Origin of the sequence: Stenotrophomonas sp. PS02301 (genome assembly GCF_029959485.1) — a bacterium.
GTDB classification, from domain to species: Bacteria; Pseudomonadota; Gammaproteobacteria; order Xanthomonadales; family Xanthomonadaceae; genus Stenotrophomonas; species Stenotrophomonas maltophilia_Z.
Window position 1 is genome coordinate 1 of sequence record NZ_JASCOO010000061.1, and the last position, 16902, is coordinate 16902.

Here is a 16902-nt window from a genome sequence, read left to right on the forward strand (position 1 = left end):
GCCCCCCCATACCCTTGTAGGCGAAATAAAGGAGGAGGGGGCGGCCGCAGGCCGACGCCGGAGGACATTCGCCGGAAAGGGTATGGGGGCCAGCGCCCCACCCACCGACCGCCGCGCGGAAAAGACTCAGTACGCGCCTTTGCACCGCCTATGGGAGAAGAAACAAAAAAAACGCCGGGCAAGCCCGGCGTTTTTTCAATTCGTACCGACCAACGATATTCGCGCCGTCCTGGCGCTCACCCTTCGGGCCGGCGCTTTGCACCGTTGAGAACGGCTCCTGCCGTTCTCTTCGGCACCCACCCGTGTGAGTGATCAGCCCAGCAGGTGGGCGACGCCCGAACGCTCTTCTTCCAGCTCGGCCAGGGTCTTGTCGATGTACTTCTGGCTGAAGTCGTCGACCGGCAGATCCTTGACCAGGGTGTACTCGCCGTTCTCGGTGGTGACCGCGAAGCCGAAGATCACGCCTTCCGGAATGCCGTAGGAGCCGTCGGACGGCACGCCCATGGTGACCCACTTGCCGTTGCTGCCCAGCACCCAGTCACGGATGTGGTCGACGGCGGCATTGGCGGCCGAGGCGGCCGAGGACGAGCCACGGGCTTCGATGATCGCCGCGCCGCGCTTGCCCACGGTCGGGATGAAGGTGGAGGCGTTCCATTCCTGGTCGTTGATCGCCTCGGCGATGGAGGCACCCTCGGCGGTGGCGAAACGGTAATCCGGGTACATGGTCGGGCTGTGGTTGCCCCACACGATCAGCTTCTCCATGCCACCGACCGGCTTGCCGAGCTTGGTCGACAGCTGGCTCAGCGCACGGTTGTGGTCCAGGCGCAGCATGGCGGTGAAGTTGCGCGGGTTCAGATCCGGTGCCGACTTCATGGCGATGTAGGCATTGGTGTTGGCCGGGTTGCCGACCACCAGCACCTTGACGTCACGCTTGGCGACCTTGTTCAGCGCCGCGCCCTGGGCGGTGAAGATCTTCGCGTTTTCCAGCAGCAGATCCTTGCGCTCCATGCCCGGGCCGCGCGGACGCGCGCCGACCAGCAGGGCGATGTCGGCATCCTTGAAGGCCACTTCGGCGTCCTCGGTACCGACCATGCCGGCCAGCAGCGGGAAGGCGCAGTCTTCCAGTTCCATCATCACGCCGCGCAGGGCGGCCTGGGCCTTGTCGACTGGCAGCTCGAGCAGCTGCAGGATGACCGGCTGGTCCTTGCCCAGCATGTCGCCGGAGGCGATGCGGAACAGCAGGGCGTAGCCGATCTGGCCGGCGGCGCCGGTCACGGCAACACGAACAGGTGCTTTCATGGGGATTTCCTCTGCTAAGAATCGTAAAAACGGCCCCCTTCACAGGGGGCCGTCGGGATCGGATCAGGCGCTGGGGATGAGCTTGTTCCACTCCGCCACGCGCTCGGCCTGGGCGGCCAGCACGGCGTCGGTGTCGCCTTCCAGGGTGATCGAATGGATCACGTCGCCCTGCTTGACCGAGTCCACGATGGCCTGGCCGTCGAGCACCTGGCCGAACACGGTGTGCTTGCCGTCCAGCCAATCGGTCTTGATGTGGGTGATGAAGAACTGGCTGCCGTTCGTGTTCGGGCCGGCATTGGCCATCGACAGCGAACCGACCTGGTGCTTCACGCCGTTCTTTTCATCTTCGAACTTGTAGCCCGGGCCGCCGGTGCCCTGGCCCTTGGGGCAGCCACCCTGGATCATGAAGTCCGGGATCACGCGGTGGAAGACCAGGCCGTCATAGAAGCCGTGCTTGACCAGATTGACGAAGTTGGCGACCGTCAGCGGGGCCTTGTCGGCGAACAGCTCGACCTTGATCGGGCCCTGGGTGGTGTCGAAAGTGGCGATGAGGGACATGCAAATCCTTGGGGTACGGGGGTTTGTCGTTAGCCCCATAGGATACACCCGTGGTATGCACCACCGCATGCGCGCTGCCGCCCCACGCTTCGCTGCGCGAACCGCGGGCCCCTCTTACCAGCACCCACACCCCCGCCGCTTCGCGGCAGCCCCCTGACTCAGGGGGCGATGGTGCTTCCTGCATCATCGCGGCCACCCGGACAGGCGCCCCTCACACAGCTGAATGCCCGTCCGGCAAGGCTTGCGACGTACTTTTCGCGATTGGTCATCTTGGCCGTATAATGTTGGACTTCTTTTTCCAAATCCGGCGCCGACTGGCCCCCTTTCGCATGTCTATCGAAAATCTTCGCAACATCGCCATCGTCGCCCACGTCGACCACGGTAAGACCACCCTCGTCGACCAGCTGCTCAAGCAGTCCGGCACCCTCTCCGAGCGCACCGTGCTCGCCGAGCGCGTGATGGACAGCAATGACCAGGAAAAGGAACGCGGCATCACCATCCTGGCCAAGAACACGGCCATCACCTGGGAAGACAAGAAGACCGGTATCAAGAACCGGATCAACATCGTCGACACCCCGGGACACGCCGACTTCGGCGGCGAAGTGGAGCGCGTGCTGTCGATGGTCGACACCGTGCTGATCCTCGTCGATGCGATGGACGGCCCGATGCCGCAGACCCGCTTCGTGACCCAGAAGGCCTTCGCGATGGGCTTCAAGCCGATCGTCGTGGTCAACAAGGTCGACCGTCCGGGCTCGCGTCCGGATTGGGTGATCGACCAGGTCTTCGACCTGTTCGACAAGCTCGGCGCCACCAATGAGCAGCTCGACTTCCCGATCGTCTACGCCTCGGCCCTGAACGGCTACGCGGGCCTGGAAGACACCGTGCGCGACGGCGACATGACCCCGCTGTACGAAGCGATCATGCAGCACGCGCCGATGCCGGAAGTGGACCCGGAAGGTCCCTTCCAGATGCGCATCAGCCAGCTGGACTACAACAACTTCGTGGGCGTGATCGGCATCGGCCGCGTGCAGCGCGGCACCCTGAAGAAGAACATGCAGGTCGCGGTCATCGATCGTGAAGGCAAGAAGCGCAACGGCAAGGTCGCGCAGGTGCTGGGCTTCCTGGGCCTGGAGCGCATCGAGCAGGACACCGCCGAGGCCGGCGACATCGTCGCCATCTCCGGTATTCCGGAACTGACCATCTCCGACACCCTGTGCCACCCGGATACCCCGGAAGCCCTGCCGGCGCTGACCGTCGATGAACCGACGATCTCGATGACCTTCCAGGTCAACAACTCGCCGTTCGCCGGCAACAAGGACCTGTCCGGTGGCAAGTTCCTGACCAGCCGCCAGATCAAGGATCGCCTGGATCGCGAGCAGGTCCACAACGTGGCCCTGAAGGTGGAACAGCTGGAAGACGCCGACAAGTTCCTGGTCTCCGGCCGTGGCGAACTGCACCTGTCGGTGCTGATCGAGAACATGCGTCGTGAAGGCTACGAGCTGGCCGTGTCGCGTCCGGAAGTGATCATCAAGCAGATCGACGGCCAGGCCATGGAGCCGATCGAGCAGCTGGTGGTGGACATCGAAGAGCAGCACCAGGGCGGCGTGATGGAAAAGCTGGGCACCCGCAAGGGCCAGCTGAAGAACATGGAGCCGGACGGCAAGGGCCGTGTGCGCCTGGAATACCAGATCCCGGCCCGTGGCCTGATCGGTTTCCAGAACGAGTTCAAGACCCTGACCCAGGGTTCGGGCCTGCTGTTCCACGTGTTCGACCATTACGGCCCGAAGGAACAGGGTTCGATCGCCAAGCGCCAGAACGGCGTGATGATCGCCAATGCCCCGGGTGCCACCCCGGCGTACTCCCTGGGCCCGCTGCAGGAACGCGGCAAGCTGTTCGCTGCTGAAGGCGACAACGTGTATGAAGGCCAGCTGGTCGGCATCCACTCCAAGGACAACGATCTGACCGTCAACGCGATCAAGACCAAGCCGCTGACCAACATGCGCGCCTCGGGCAAGGACGATGCGATCCAGCTGACCCCGGCGATCAAGTACTCGCTGGAGCAGGCCCTGGACTTCATCGAAGACGACGAGCTGGTCGAGATCACCCCGAAGGAAATCCGCCTGCGCAAGAAGGGCCTGACCGAAAGCGACCGCAAGAAGGCCTCGCGCGGCGGCTGATCGGACCCATTGTCGTGATCGACAAGCCCTACAACCCGGATCCTCACAAGCATCCGGGGCTTCACCTGATCGCCTTGCTGGAAGCCAGCAAGGCGGTTCTGGCGCTATTGGCTGCGACCGGGCTGGAAATGCTCGGTCCGCAGCCCCTGCGCGATGCGGTCAATGCCCTGATCCGCCGGTTCAGCCTGGACCCGGATCACGGCACCCTGCCCTCGCTGCTCAACATGATCAGCCCCGATGCAGTGCATCTGGCGGCTGCTGCGATGGTCGCCTACGGCGTCCTGCACTTATTCGAGGCCTGGGGCCTCTGGCGCGCCAAAGCCTGGGCTTCCTGGCTGGGCTGCGTCACCGCCGGCATCTACCTGCCGTTCGATATCTACGCCATTCTCCGCCATCCGGGCTGGGCCTCGTGGTCGGTGCTGGTGATCAATCTGATCGTGGTCGGCGTACTCGCCCGCGATATCCGCAAACGCCACGGCACGATCGCCAACGCGGCTTGAGTTGCCAAGCGCCGCCTGTGCTGGTTAGCCTGTCGGCCGGTTCGGGGGAACAGGCATGCGCCTGACACTGACGTCATTGATGCTCATCGCACTGGCCGGCTGCAGCCCGGGCCCGGCGCCTCTGCATGCCCGCGAATCGCCCACGCCCTCACCGACCGCAGCGCTGCCCTTCGCCTATGCCGAGGCCGACATCAGCGCGCTGCAAGCGCGGATGGCCAGCGGCGAGCTGGACAGCGTCACTCTGGCCCGCGCCTACCTGGACCGCATCGCCCGCCTCGACCGGGCCGGCCCGCGCCTGCGCGCGGTGATCGAGCTCAATCCCGATGCGCTGCGCGAAGCTGCCCAGCTGGACGCCGAGCGCCGCCAAGGGCAGCTGCGCGGCCCGCTGCACGGCATCCCGCTGCTGCTCAAGGACAACATCGGCGCCAGCCCCATGAGCACCACGGCCGGTTCGCTCGCGCTGGAAGGCTTCCGCCCCGACGATGCGTTCCTGGTCAAGCGGCTGCGCGCGGCGGGGGCGCTGATCCTGGGCAAGACCAACCTCAGTGAGTGGGCCAACTTCCGCTCCAGCCAGTCGATCTCCGGCTGGAGCGCGCGCGGCGGCCAGACCCGCAATCCCTACCGGCTCAGCCATAACCCGTGCGGCTCCAGCAGTGGCAGCGCGGTGGCGGTCTCGGCCAATCTGGCGGTGGCCGCGATCGGCACCGAGACCGACGGCAGCATCGTCTGCCCGGCCGCGGTCAACGGCGTGGTCGGCTTGAAGCCGACCGTGGGACTGGTCAGCCGCGAAGGCATCATCCCGATCTCTTTCAGCCAGGACACCGCCGGCCCGATGACGCGCAGCGTGGCCGATGCGGCCGCCCTGCTGACCGCCATGGCCGGCCGGGACGAGGCTGACCCGGCTACCGCCACCATGCCGGGGCGCGCCGTGTACGACTACACCTCGCGCTTGAACGCCGATGGCCTGCGCGGTGCGCGGATCGGCGTGCTGTATGGCGACCTGCTGCAGAAGCCGGGCATCGCCCCGGCCCTGCAGCATGCCGTGGCCGTGCTGCGCGACGCGGGCGCGACCGTGGTGCCGGTGCAGTTGCCGACCCGGGGCCAGTGGCAGGAGGCTGAGCAGATCGTGCTGATGCATGAGTTCAAGGCTGGGCTGCAGCGCTACTTCACCACCTACCAGGCGCCGGTGCGCACGCTGGACGACGTCATCGCGTGGAACCGGCAGCATGCGGGCAAGGAACTGGCGCTGTTCGATCAGGACCTGATGGACACCGCCGCCACCATGGGCGGCCTGGGCACCCCGGCGTACATCCGCGCACGCAGCGATGCGCGCCGGCTGGCCGGCCCGGACGGCATCGATGCAGTGCTGCGCGAGCAGAACCTCGATGCGCTGGTGGCACCGACCACCGGGACGGCCTGGCCGATCCGGCCCGGCCGCGGCGATGACTTCCCGGGTGAAAGCTACAGCGCGGCCGCGGTGGCGGGGTACCCCAGCCTGACCGTGCCGATGGCGCACGTGAACGGGCTGCCGCTGGGGCTGCTGTTCATGGGGACCGCCTGGAGCGAACCACGGCTGATCGAGCTGGGCTACGCCTACGAACAGCGCACCCGCGCGCGTCGCCCGCCGCGGCTCCAGACCGACAGCCTGCTGACCAACGGCATTGCACCCTGAGAGGCGCGTACCGGCCAACGGCCGGCATTACCGGGATACGTCACCCGGGTCTGGCAGGACCGCCGGCTCACCATCTTCGGCACCGGGCGAACGCACGTCCTCGGCCGGCTGCGAACGCGCGCGGCGCATCGGCGCGGCCTCCTGATTGAGCTCGGCGCGGGTGCGCGGCAACGACTGAGGATGTTCGCGGGCGAGGAAATCGAGCATGCGTTCGCGCACGATGCAGCGTAGATCGAAGGCATCGCCGGAGTTGCGTGCGCTCACCAGCAGACGCACCTGCAGGGTGTGTTCGCTGGTCTCGGTCACCTGGGTCACGCAGACCTGGCCATCCCACAGCGCCTCGCCGTTGCAGATGCGCTCCAGTTCGGCGCGGATCGCCGGGATCGGCGCGGTGTAATCCAGCCACAGGAAGGCGGTGCCGAGCAGATCGGCGCTGCGCCGCGTCCAGTTCTGGAACGGGTGTTCGATGAACCAGGTCAGCGGCACCACCATGCGTCGCGCATCCCAGATCCGCACCACCACGTAGCTGCTGTTGATCTCTTCCACCCGGCCCCACTCGCCCTCGACGATCACCACATCGTCCAGCCGGATCGGCTGGGTCAAGGCGATCTGCAGGCCGGCGATCAGGTTGCCGAACACCGGCTTGGCCGCGATACCGGCGACCAGGCCGATGATGCCGGCCGAGGCCAGCAGCGCGGTGCCGATCTGGCGCACCATCGGGAAGGTGAGCAGGATCAGCGAGACGCCGACCAGGATGATCGCGCCCATCAACACGCGGCTCAGCACCCGGGTCTGGGTCTGGATGCGGCGCGCTTCGAGGTTGTCGGCCACCTCCATCGGATGGTCGCGCAGGATCGCCTGCTCGCCCGCGGCCACGGCCCGCACCAGCAGCCAGATGACGCAGCCGGTCACACCGATGTGCAGCAGCCGCAGTGCCTGTTCAAGCCGGTGCTCCTGCAGCGGCGTCGCTTCGAGTGCGGGAATCAACAGCAACAGCGGCAGGGCAAACGCCAGCGGTCGGCTGATCACGCGCGCGATGCGGGCGCGGCGGTAGTCGCGGTCTTTCAGCCGCCGCGTCAACGCCATCAACAACCACCAGCCGCTGATCCCGATCGCCAGTGCGATCGAGATCGGCCATAGATACAGCGCTGCCTGCTGCCAGTCCACGGTCACTGCACGCTCCTGTGTTCTTCGGAAGGAAGTGCACAGCATGCCGGTGCCACCATGACCATCGTGTCAGGCGAATGTAAGGTGCGTGTCGAGGACACGCACCGGTATCAGTCGGCGTAGTGCGCCTGTTTGCGCACGATCGCCATCGCGATTTCAAGCGACTGCTCGTAGTTCAGGCGCGGATCCACCGACGAGCGGTACGCGCGTTCCAGGTCGCGCTCGGTCAGCTCACGCGCACCGCCAGTGCATTCGGTCACGTCCTCACCGGTCAGCTCCAGATGCACGCCGCCCAGCCGGGTGCCGGCCGCAGCGTGCAGGTCGAAGGACATCTCGACCTCGCCACGCACGTTGTCGAAACGCCGCGTCTTGTAGCCGTTGCTGGTGCTCTCGGTGTTGCCATGCATCGCATCGCACACCCACAGCACGCGCCGGCCATCGCGCTTGACCGCATTCAACAGCGGCGGCAGTTTTTCGGCGATCTGTGCCGCCCCCATGCGGTGGATGAAGCTCAGGCGGCCCGGTTCGTCCTCGGGATTGAGTACATCGATCAGGCGCAGCAGCTGGTCCGGCTGCACCGACGGGCCCACCTTGATCGCGATCGGGTTGCGCACGCCACGCAGATACTCCACGTGTGCGCCATCGAGAGCGGCGGTGCGCATGCCGATCCACGGGTAATGCGTGCTCAGGTTCAACCAGCCCTGCTGGCGCGGCACCTGGCGGGTCAACGCCTGTTCGTAGGGCAGCAGCAGCGCTTCGTGCGAGGTGTAGAAATCGATCCGGTTGAGGTTGTACACCTGCGTGCCGGACAGGGTTTCCATGAAACGCACCGCATCGCCGATCGAGGACACCATCTTCTGGTAATCGGTGGCCAGCGGCGAGTGCCGCACCCATTCCAGGTTCCAGTATTCGGGGTGGTGCAGATCGGCGAAGCCGCCATCGATCAGCGCCCGCACGAAGTTCATCGTCATCGCCGAGTGCGCATGCGCCTGCAGCATCCGGCGCGGGTCCGGCAGGCGGGCGGCCTCGGTGAACTCCGGCGCATTGATCACGTCACCCCGATAGCTGGGCAGGGTCAGGCCGTCGCGGGTTTCGGTATCGGCCGAGCGCGGCTTGGCGTACTGCCCGGCGAAACGCCCGACCCGGATCACCGGCTTGCGCATGCCGTGCACCAGCACCAGGCTCATCTGCAGCAGCACCTTGAGCCGGTTGGAGATGGTGGTGGATTCGCAGTCGCTGAAATTCTCCGCGCAGTCACCGCCCTGCAGCAGGAAGCGCTTGCCTTCCTGGGCATCGGCCAGCTGCTGCTTGAGCGCCAGGATTTCCCAGGAGGTCACCAGCGGCGGCAACCGCTTCAGTTCGTGCAGGGCGGCATCAAGTGCCAGCGGGTCCGGGTAGGTCGGCATCTGCAGCGCCGGCTTGCCACGCCAGCTCTCCGGCGACCAGGCAGCGTCGACAGCGGTCGCGGCGGGATCGGCTACAGGCGGGGCGGACAGGCTCATCACGGACTTCCGGGGTGTGGGGCCGGTCATGGTCGCAGAGCGCGCCCCCGGCGCAAAGGGGCGGGCCCGTGCCCGGAGGCTGAACGCTGAAGAAAGGACACCACGATCGGCCAGATCGCGCATGCTCCAGCGGCATCGGACAGGCGCATGATTTGTTACGGAGTAACACTTGCCAGGCCGGCCCCTCCTCCCTTTGCCCAGCCAAGCCATCCTCATGAAGCCCTCCCTGCTTGCTACCGGTATCGCTGTTTCCCTGGCCCTGACCGGCCTGCCCGCCCTCGCCGCCACCCCATCCACCGCCGCCCCTGCGGTGACCGAGCTGGATGCGGTCACGGTCAGCGCCAAACTCGACCAGGCGCGCAATGCGCTGTCGCCGGATATCGGCAGCAGCCAGTACCAGATCACCGCCGAAGACATCCAGAACCTGCCGCTGGGCGCCTCCACCCCGTTGAACCAGGTGCTGCTGCAGGCCCCGGGCGTGGTCCAGGACTCCTACGGCGGCGTCCACGTGCGCGGCGACCATGCCAACCTCCAGTACCGGCTCAACGGCGTCCTGCTGCCCGAATCGATCTCCGGCTTCGGCCAGACCCTGGATGCCCGCGCGATCAAGAGCATCCGCCTGATGGACGGTGCGCTACCGGCGCAGTTCGGCGAGCGCACGGCCGCTGTGGTGGACATCACCACCCGCAGCGGCGCCGAGTTGGGCGATGGCGGCAGCGCCGGCCTCACTGCCGGCTCCTACGGCAAGGTCAACCCCAACGCCTCGTGGTGGGGCAGCCAGGGCCGCTGGAGCTGGTATCTGACCGGCAACTACGACCAGAACCAGGTCGGCATGGAAAACCCCACCGCCTCGCGCAGGCCGGACCACGATGACACCCACCAGGGCAAGGCATTCGCCGACCTGACCTATCTGATCAACGACGACACCCGCCTGAGCCTGTTCGCCGGGTTCTCCAACAACCGCTTCCAGATCCCGGTCAACCCTGGCCAGACCCCGCAGTTCGGCTACCTGGATACGGTCACTGCGGACTCCGCCGCGCTGGACGAAACCCAGCGCGAGACCACCCGCTTCGGCATGCTGGTGCTGCAGGGTGCGCTGGGCAGCACCGCCTACCAGGTTTCGGCCGGGCAGCGGTACAGCGACCTGTCCTTCAACCCGGACCTCGCCGGCGATCTGATCTTCAACGGCGTCGCCTCACAGGTGGAACGCAGCAACCGCGCCAACACCGTGCAGGCCGATTTCTCCACCCCGCTCGGTGAAAACCACACGCTGCGCTACGGCCTGTACGTCAACGCCGAGCGCGCCCGCTCCGGCAGCGACACCTGGGTGTTCCCGGTCGACGCCGACGGCCAGCAGGCCAGCACCACGCCCCTGCGCATTCCGGAGGCGAGCGCCTTCAACGCCACCACCACCGCGGTCTATCTGCAGGACGAATGGCGCCTCGGCGAGGACTGGACGGTCAATTACGGCCTGCGCGGTGACCGCTACAAGGCGTTCGGCGGCACCGAAGGCCAGCTCAGCCCGCGGGTGGGCGTGGTCTGGAACGCCACCGACAGCACCACCGTGCACGCCGGGTACTCGCGCTACTTCACCCCGCCGGCCAGCGAACTGGTGGCCAGCAGCGACATCGCGCTCTACGACGGCACCACCAACCAGCAACCGACCGGGGGGAGCACCACGCCGCTGTCCGAGCGCAGCGACTACTACGACATCGGCGTCTCCCAGCAGGTGGGCGAACACCTCACCCTGGGCCTGGACGCTTACGACCGCAAGGTCGACCGCCTGCAGGACGAAGGCCAGTTCGGCGCCGCCTACATCTACTCCACCTTCAACTATCGCCTCGGCCACATCCACGGCGTGGAATTCAGCGCCGACTACAGCAACGGCCCGCTCAGCGCCTACGTCAATGCCGCCTACAACAAGGCCATGGGCAAGCAGGTCATCACCGGCCAGTACAACCTCGATCCCGAGGCACTGGCCTACGTCCAGAACAACTGGATCCATCTGGACCACGACCAGAAACTGACCTCGTCCGGCGGCATCAGCTACGCCTTCGCCGGGCACAACCGTCTTGGCGCCGACTACGTGTTCGGCAGCGGCCTGCGCTCGGATGCCGATGGCATCCCCAACGGCGGCGAACTCCCCGCCTACCTGCAGCTCAACCTCAGCGCCGGCCACGACTTCAACGCCGACAGCGGCCACCCACTGCATGCACAGCTCGCCCTGGTCAACGCACTGGACCGCAGTTACCAACTGCGCGACGGCGGCGGCATCGGCGTCTTCGCCCCGCAATGGGGTCCGCGCCGCGGCGCCTACCTCAGCCTGCAGCAGGACTTCTGAGCTTCGCGAGAAAGCCCTGCCATTCAATCAGATCAGCAGCATCCAGACCTGATCGCAGCACCCGGCCTGGCACGCGTTGCGTGGCCAGGCCGAGGTCACTGAGTTGAGAAACGCCTCAGTGGCGGCGACGGGCACGGAACGCCGTCACCAGCGCCCACACCGCCAATGCCGCAAACCACACCAGGCTCCACATCGGCATCGTCAGGCCCAGGAACTGCCAATCGATGTTGCCGCAGTTGCCGGTACCGGTCAGCACGGTGCGGAACACCTCGAACGGCCCCATCGTCTCACTGAGGAAACTCAGCGGCGGCCCACAGCTCGAGCCCATGTCCTGCGGCAGCAACTGCACATACACATGGCGCCCGGCAATACCGATACCGACCGCGGCCGCGATGAAGGCCAGCACCCCATACGTCTTCCGCCCGGCCGGATCACGCGGACCATGCAGCGCTCCGATCAGGAACAGCAGCCCCAATGCCGCGAATGCAATCCGCTGGAAAATGCACAACGGACACGGCTCCAGCCCCATTTTCAACTGCAGGAAGATCGCATACCCCAACAGCGCCGCGCAGACCAGAAACCCCAACAGGAACTGGGCGCGGAAACTCCAACGCAATGGATTCATTGCCAACACTCGTGAAAGTCCAGGCCCCAAGATTAGCAGGGCCGTGACCGCCCACGTCCATGCGCACCTGCCGACCATCGGCGCAGCGGACCGGACAGCATGTTCCGTACATCAAGCGGAACCACCCCAACGCAGCGACGGTACTGAGGAGCCGGCCAGCGGCCGGCACTACCCACGCACCGCGACCGCCACATGCTTTGCTTTACCCCCTGCGCACCGACCATGTGTGCAGGCGTTGCCGCCATCAAACCCCAGAAACGGAAAAACCCGGCACAAGGCCGGGTTCTTCACCGAATAACAGGTACAGCTCGAAGATTACTCTTCGACGGCTTCAGCCACAGCAGCCGGACGATCGACCAGCTCCACGTAGGCCATCGGCGCATTGTCGCCAGCGCGGAAACCGCACTTCAGCAGACGCAGGTAACCGCCCGGACGGCTCGCGTAACGCGGGCCCAGGGTGGTGAACAGATTGCCGACGGCTTCATTGTCGCGCAGGCGAGCGAACGCCAGACGACGGTTGGCAACCGAATCAACCTTGGCCAGGGTGATCAGCGGCTCGGCAACGCGGCGCAGTTCCTTGGCCTTCGGCAGGGTGGTCTTGATCAGCTCGTGCTTGAACAGCGACGCGGCCATGTTCTTGAACATTGCTTCGCGATGGGCGCTGGTGCGGTTGAACTTACGACCGGACTTCATATGACGCATGACGGTGATTCCTGAAGTGAATGTTGGATCGGTTGGGTATCGCTGTCGCCATCCTGGCGTTGCTGCTTGGACTGCGGATGGTCCGGTGCCAGCCGTCCTGGCTGGCCGTCACCGCAGGCTATCGACCTGTCGGTGCGGGGTGTTGCGGGTGAAGCCCCCGCACCCGAAGGTGCGGGGTCAAGCATCTTGCGTAGCGCTGGATCAGCCGAGCATGCCGTGCTGGGCGACACCGGCCGGCGGCCAGTTCTCCAGCTTCATGCCGAGCGAAAGACCGCGCTGTGCGAGGACTTCCTTGATCTCGGTCAGCGACTTCTTGCCGAGGTTCGGGGTCTTGAGCAGCTCCACTTCGGTCTTCTGGATCAGATCGCCGATGTAATAGATGCTCTCTGCCTTCAGGCAGTTGGCCGAACGCACGGTCAGCTCCAGATCGTCGATCGGGCGCAGCAGCACCGGATCCACGCCGTTGTTGGCCGGCTTCGCCGCACCGCGGTCGCGGTGGGTGAAGTCACCGAAGACCGACAGCTGATCGCTGAGGATGTCGGCGGCAGTGCGCACGGCTTCCTCGGCATCGATCGTCGCGTTGGTCTCGATGTCCAGCACCAGCTTGTCCAGATCGGTACGCTGTTCCACGCGGGCCGCTTCCACCGAATAGGCGACGCGACGGACCGGCGAGAACGACGCATCCAGGACCAGGCGGCCGATGGCACGGGTTTCTTCATCCGGGCGACGACGAGCAGCAGCAGGCTGGTAGCCGAAACCGCGCTCGACCTTCAGACGCATGTTGATCGCCACATCCTTGGTGAGATGGCAGATCACATGAGCCGGATTGAGGATCTCGGTGTTATGGTCAATCTTGATATCAGCAGCGGTAACGACACCCGGACCCTGCTTGGACAGCGACAGCGTAGCGTTGTCGCCGGTATGCATGCGGATGGCCACATCCTTCAGGTTGAGCAGGACTTCCAGCACGTCCTCCTGCAAGCCTTCAAGCGTGGTGTACTCGTGCAGTACGCCATCGATTTCGACTTCCGTGATGGCGAAGCCCGGGATGGACGACAGCAGCACGCGACGCAGGGCGTTGCCCAGCGTATGCCCGTAACCACGCTCCAAGGGTTCGATGACGACCTTGGCGCGGGTATCGGTAAGGCGTTCGATCTGCGGACCGCGAGGACGCAGAACCTGGTTGGCGGTAACCGTCATGTTGCGGGTTCTCCTGCGAACCTCCGGTGTGACCCGGAGGTTCTCCAATGTGAATTACTTCGAATACAACTCGACGATCAGCGCTTCGTTGATATCCGCAGGCAGGTCCGAACGATCCGGCACGGCCTTGAAGATGCCGGCGAACTTGCCGGAATCAACTTCAACCCACGACGGACGCAGGTCATGCGTAGCAGACACGGTCAGGGCTTCCTGGACGCGCAGCTGCTTGGCAGCCTTCTCGGACAGAGCGACGGCGTCGCCAGCCTTGACCTGGTACGAAGCCAGATTGACCGACTTGCCGTTCACGGTGACACCGCGGTGCGAGACCAGCTGACGGGCAGCCGGACGGGTCACTGCGAAGCCCATGCGGTAAACGACGTTGTCAAGACGGGTTTCCAGCAACTGCAGCAGGTTCTCGCCGGTGTTGCCCTTCTTGGTCGAGGCCTTCTTGTAGTAGTTGCGGAACTGACGCTCCAGCAGACCGTAGATACGCTTGACCTTCTGCTTTTCACGCAGCTGGGTAGCGTAGTCGGACAGCTTGCCCTTACGGGCAGTGGCGCCGTGCTGGCCGGGCTTCTGCTCCAGCTTGCACTTGGAGTCCAGCGCACGGGCCGGGCTCTTGAGGGAAAGGTCGGCGCCTTCGCGGCGGGCGAGCTTACAGGTAGGACCGATATAACGAGCCATTTCTTATCGCTCCTTTAGACGCGACGCTTCTTCGGCGGACGGCACCCGTTGTGCGGGATTGGCGTCACGTCGATGATGTTGGTGATCTTGTAGCCCACGTTGTTCAGCGAGCGCACGGCCGACTCACGACCCGGACCCGGGCCCTTGATGCGGACTTCCAGGGACTTGACGCCGTAGTCGAGCGCGGCACGGCCGGCCTTCTCGGCAGCCACCTGGGCAGCGAACGGGGTGGACTTACGCGAACCGCGGAAGCCAGCGCCACCGGAGGTCGCCCACGACAGAGCGTTGCCCTGACGGTCGGTGATGGTCACGATGGTGTTGTTGAAAGAAGCGTGGACGTGGGCGACGCCGTCAGTGACGACGCGCTTGATCTTCTTCTTGGTCTTAGCGACGGGCTTAGCCATTTCTTAGGTCCCTTACTTCCTGATCGCCTTGCGCGGGCCCTTGCGGGTGCGGGCGTTGGTACGGGTGCGCTGGCCACGAAGCGGCAGACCGCGACGGTGACGCAGACCGCGGTAGCAGCCCAGATCCATCAGGCGCTTGATCGCGATACCGATTTCACGGCGCAGATCGCCTTCCACGATGTACTTGCCGACTTCGAGACGCAGACGCTCGATTTCCGGCTCCGACAGATCGCGGATCTTGGTGGTCGAGGTCACGCCTGCGGCGTCGCAGACCTTCTTCGAACGGGTACGGCCGATGCCGTAAATGCTTTGCAACCCGACCCAGACGTGCTTCTGGGCTGGCAGGTTGACGCCTGCAATACGCGCCATGACGCGGTTCTCCAGCTGAGTGATGGCCGACAGCGCACCATGGGCGCGCCAATCCGGCAGGATGGATCAAAAAAGTGAACTAGCGATTCTATCAAGGTCTCGGTTTACTGGGAAGCCCGTGGAACCTGAAGGTTCCATGGACCCGGCGTGGGGAGTGTGCCCATGCTCCGGCGCCGGATGTCGTTGACTGCAGAGGTTGCCCCCGCCGCCGCCCGCGCTACTCCCGCGCAGGACCACCACATCACACCCCCACCCGAAACCGCTGCAGGGGCCGCCCTTCGATTTGGAAGGCCAGTCCGGGAACCGGAGGGCCTTCGCAACAAGAAGACTAGTGTAACAGGTCAATCAGCCGCGGGCAAAACCGCCGCGGTTGCCGCCCTTCAGGTTGGCCTTCTTCAACAGGCTCTCATACTGGTGCGACATCAGGTGCGCCTGGATCTGGGCAATGAAGTCCATCACCACCACCACCACGATCAGCAGCGAGGTGCCGCCGAAGTAGAACGAGGCGCCGAGCTGGGTGCGCAGGATTTCCGGCAGCAGACAGACGATCACCAGGTACAGCGAACCGGCGGCCGTCAGGCGGGTCAGCACGGCATCCACGTAGTCGGCGGTGGCCTTGCCCGGACGGATGCCCGGAATCAGCGCGCCCGACTTCTTCAGGTTGTCGGCGGTTTCCTGCGAGTTGAACACCAGCGCGGTGTAGAAGAACGCGAAACCACTGATCAGCGCGGCGAACACGATCATGTGCAGCGGCTCGCCTGGCCCGAGGGCGTTGGCGACCTTCTGCAGCCACGTGGCCGAACTGGCCTGGCCGGACCACATGGCCAGCGTCGTCGGGAATGCCAGGATGCTCGAGGCGAAAATGGCCGGGATCACGCCCGCCATGTTCAGCTTCAGCGGCAGGAACGAGGTCTGGTTCATGTACGCGTTGCGGCCACCCTGGCGACGTGCGTAGTTCACCGTGATGCGGCGTTGGCCGCGCTCGACGAACACCACGAAGTAGGTGAAGGCCAGCACCACCAGCACGATCAGCAGCAGGGCGATGAAGCTCATGTTGCCGTCGCGGTAGGCTTCCACGGTGTGGATGACCGCGCCCGGCAGGCCGGCCACGATGCCGGCGAAGATGATCAGCGACACACCGTTGCCGATGCCGCGCTCGGTGACCTGCTCACCGACCCACATCAGGAAGATGGTACCGGCGGTCAGGGCGACGATGGCGGTGAGCACGAAGCCCATGCCCGGTGCGTAGACGACCGGGGCACCGCCCGGGGAGACCTGGTTCTGCAGCGCCAGCGCGATGCTGCCGCCCTGCACCACCGCCAGCAACACGGCGCCGATGCGGGAATATTGGGTGATCTTGCGACGACCCGATTCACCTTCCTTCTGCATCGACTTCAATGCCGGGAAGATGTGGACCGCCAGCTGCATCACGATGGATGCCGAGATGTACGGCATCACGTTCAGCGCGAAAATGCTGAAACGGTGCAGGGCGCCGCCCGAGAACATGTTGAACATGTCCACGATGCCGCCGCCCTGCGCCTGCATGAGCGCAAGCATGGCATCGGGATTGACGCCAGGCACCGGCACATAACAGCCGATGCGGTAGACGATCAATGCCCCGATGACGAACAGCAGTCGCTGGCGGAGTTCCGTGAACTTGCCGAGCCCGCCGCCGAGGTTACCAATGCCAGCTTGCGCCATG

The 16902-nt window shown here is 65.3% G+C and carries 16 protein-coding genes; 5 read left to right on the top strand and 11 right to left on the bottom strand.

Translation table 11 applies throughout. The annotated features are described in order from the left end of the window. Window positions 1-268, top strand: a 268-nt coding sequence (locus QMX81_RS14375) for a hypothetical protein (protein WP_282262441.1), incomplete at its 5' end; no start/stop codon positions are given. Between the two features lie 44 nt (window positions 269-312). Here the strand turns inward: QMX81_RS14375 and QMX81_RS14380 are convergent. After that, a complete protein-coding gene (locus QMX81_RS14380; protein ID WP_282262443.1) occupies window positions 313-1299 on the bottom strand; it encodes a malate dehydrogenase in 987 nt (328 codons plus the stop codon). 63 nt (window positions 1300-1362) lie between these two features. Next, entirely contained in the window at window positions 1363-1857 is a 495-nt protein-coding gene (locus QMX81_RS14385) for a peptidylprolyl isomerase (protein WP_121042904.1), read from the bottom strand. A 329-nt stretch (window positions 1858-2186) separates the two neighbouring features. Between QMX81_RS14385 and typA the strand changes: the two genes are divergently transcribed. Genes typA through QMX81_RS14400 form a run of 3 tightly spaced genes read left to right on the top strand, consistent with a single transcriptional unit; the run spans window position 2187 to window position 6206 of the window. After that, window positions 2187-4034 (top strand): translational GTPase TypA, encoded by a 1848-nt coding sequence (gene typA / locus QMX81_RS14390; protein WP_121042902.1) that lies wholly within the window; start codon window positions 2187-2189, stop codon window positions 4032-4034. A gap of 14 nt (window positions 4035-4048) precedes the next feature. After that, a complete protein-coding gene (locus QMX81_RS14395; RefSeq protein ID WP_121042900.1) occupies window positions 4049-4534 on the top strand; it encodes a DUF2127 domain-containing protein in 486 nt (161 codons plus the stop codon). 55 nt (window positions 4535-4589) lie between these two features. Beyond that, entirely contained in the window at window positions 4590-6206 is a 1617-nt protein-coding gene (locus tag QMX81_RS14400; protein WP_282262445.1) for an amidase, read from the top strand. 27 nt (window positions 6207-6233) lie between these two features. On the opposite strand, the gene QMX81_RS14405 is transcribed toward QMX81_RS14400, so the two are convergent. Beyond that, a complete protein-coding gene (locus QMX81_RS14405) occupies window positions 6234-7418 on the bottom strand; it encodes a mechanosensitive ion channel family protein (RefSeq protein ID WP_282262451.1) in 1185 nt (394 codons plus the stop codon). Window positions 7419-7483: 65 nt separating this feature from the next. Next, the gene (locus QMX81_RS14410) at window positions 7484-8875 is read right to left on the bottom strand and encodes a 3-deoxy-7-phosphoheptulonate synthase class II (protein ID WP_121042896.1); all 1392 of its coding nucleotides are present in this window, start codon (window positions 8873-8875) and stop codon (window positions 7484-7486) included. 214 nt (window positions 8876-9089) lie between these two features. Between QMX81_RS14410 and QMX81_RS14415 the strand changes: the two genes are divergently transcribed. Then, entirely contained in the window at window positions 9090-11216 is a 2127-nt protein-coding gene (locus QMX81_RS14415) for a TonB-dependent receptor (protein WP_282262454.1), read from the top strand. A gap of 115 nt (window positions 11217-11331) precedes the next feature. Here the strand turns inward: QMX81_RS14415 and QMX81_RS14420 are convergent, their stop codons facing one another. From QMX81_RS14420 to secY, 7 genes are all read right to left on the bottom strand, one after another. Then, the gene (locus QMX81_RS14420) at window positions 11332-11841 is read right to left on the bottom strand and encodes a disulfide bond formation protein B (RefSeq protein ID WP_070426690.1); all 510 of its coding nucleotides are present in this window, start codon (window positions 11839-11841) and stop codon (window positions 11332-11334) included. Window positions 11842-12156: 315 nt separating this feature from the next. Beyond that, on the bottom strand, window positions 12157-12543 hold the full coding sequence (rplQ, locus tag QMX81_RS14425; protein WP_121042892.1) for a 50S ribosomal protein L17: 387 nt from the start codon (window positions 12541-12543) through the stop codon (window positions 12157-12159). Between the two features lie 201 nt (window positions 12544-12744). Continuing rightward, window positions 12745-13743 (bottom strand): DNA-directed RNA polymerase subunit alpha, encoded by a 999-nt coding sequence (gene rpoA, locus QMX81_RS14430; protein ID WP_121042890.1) that lies wholly within the window; start codon window positions 13741-13743, stop codon window positions 12745-12747. A gap of 54 nt (window positions 13744-13797) precedes the next feature. After that, window positions 13798-14427 carry a 30S ribosomal protein S4 gene (rpsD, locus tag QMX81_RS14435; RefSeq protein WP_019186164.1) on the bottom strand — a complete coding sequence of 210 codons (630 nt, stop codon included), beginning with the start codon at window positions 14425-14427 and terminating at the stop codon, window positions 13798-13800. 14 nt (window positions 14428-14441) lie between these two features. Next, a complete protein-coding gene (gene rpsK / locus QMX81_RS14440) occupies window positions 14442-14831 on the bottom strand; it encodes a 30S ribosomal protein S11 (protein WP_017355427.1) in 390 nt (129 codons plus the stop codon). A gap of 12 nt (window positions 14832-14843) precedes the next feature. After that, complete coding sequence (gene rpsM / locus QMX81_RS14445) at window positions 14844-15200, bottom strand: 30S ribosomal protein S13 (protein ID WP_019186163.1); 357 nt, start codon at window positions 15198-15200, stop codon at window positions 14844-14846. 345 nt (window positions 15201-15545) lie between these two features. Further along, window positions 15546-16901 (bottom strand): preprotein translocase subunit SecY, encoded by a 1356-nt coding sequence (gene secY / locus QMX81_RS14450; protein WP_019186162.1) that lies wholly within the window; start codon window positions 16899-16901, stop codon window positions 15546-15548. Window position 16902 lies beyond the last annotated feature (1 nt).

What these genes read in the sequence shown, in the direction of transcription:
- QMX81_RS14380 (WP_282262443.1), bottom strand. Translation starts at nt 1,299, where the DNA reads ATGAAAGCACCTGTTCGTGTTGCCGTGACCGGCGCCGCCGGCCAGATC.
- QMX81_RS14385 (WP_121042904.1), bottom strand. Translation starts at nt 1,857, where the DNA reads ATGTCCCTCATCGCCACTTTCGACACCACCCAGGGCCCGATCAAGGTC.
- typA (WP_121042902.1), top strand. Translation starts at nt 2,187, where the DNA reads ATGTCTATCGAAAATCTTCGCAACATCGCCATCGTCGCCCACGTCGAC.
- QMX81_RS14400 (WP_282262445.1), top strand. Translation starts at nt 4,590, where the DNA reads ATGCGCCTGACACTGACGTCATTGATGCTCATCGCACTGGCCGGCTGC.
- QMX81_RS14405 (WP_282262451.1), bottom strand. Translation starts at nt 7,418, where the DNA reads ATGCTGTGCACTTCCTTCCGAAGAACACAGGAGCGTGCAGTGACCGTG.
- QMX81_RS14410 (WP_121042896.1), bottom strand. Translation starts at nt 8,875, where the DNA reads ATGAGCCTGTCCGCCCCGCCTGTAGCCGATCCCGCCGCGACCGCTGTC.
- QMX81_RS14415 (WP_282262454.1), top strand. Translation starts at nt 9,090, where the DNA reads ATGAAGCCCTCCCTGCTTGCTACCGGTATCGCTGTTTCCCTGGCCCTG.
- QMX81_RS14420 (WP_070426690.1), bottom strand. Translation starts at nt 11,841, where the DNA reads ATGAATCCATTGCGTTGGAGTTTCCGCGCCCAGTTCCTGTTGGGGTTT.
- rplQ (WP_121042892.1), bottom strand. Translation starts at nt 12,543, where the DNA reads ATGCGTCATATGAAGTCCGGTCGTAAGTTCAACCGCACCAGCGCCCAT.
- rpoA (WP_121042890.1), bottom strand. Translation starts at nt 13,743, where the DNA reads ATGACGGTTACCGCCAACCAGGTTCTGCGTCCTCGCGGTCCGCAGATC.
- rpsD (WP_019186164.1), bottom strand. Translation starts at nt 14,427, where the DNA reads ATGGCTCGTTATATCGGTCCTACCTGTAAGCTCGCCCGCCGCGAAGGC.
- rpsK (WP_017355427.1), bottom strand. Translation starts at nt 14,831, where the DNA reads ATGGCTAAGCCCGTCGCTAAGACCAAGAAGAAGATCAAGCGCGTCGTC.
- rpsM (WP_019186163.1), bottom strand. Translation starts at nt 15,200, where the DNA reads ATGGCGCGTATTGCAGGCGTCAACCTGCCAGCCCAGAAGCACGTCTGG.
- secY (WP_019186162.1), bottom strand. Translation starts at nt 16,901, where the DNA reads ATGGCGCAAGCTGGCATTGGTAACCTCGGCGGCGGGCTCGGCAAGTTC.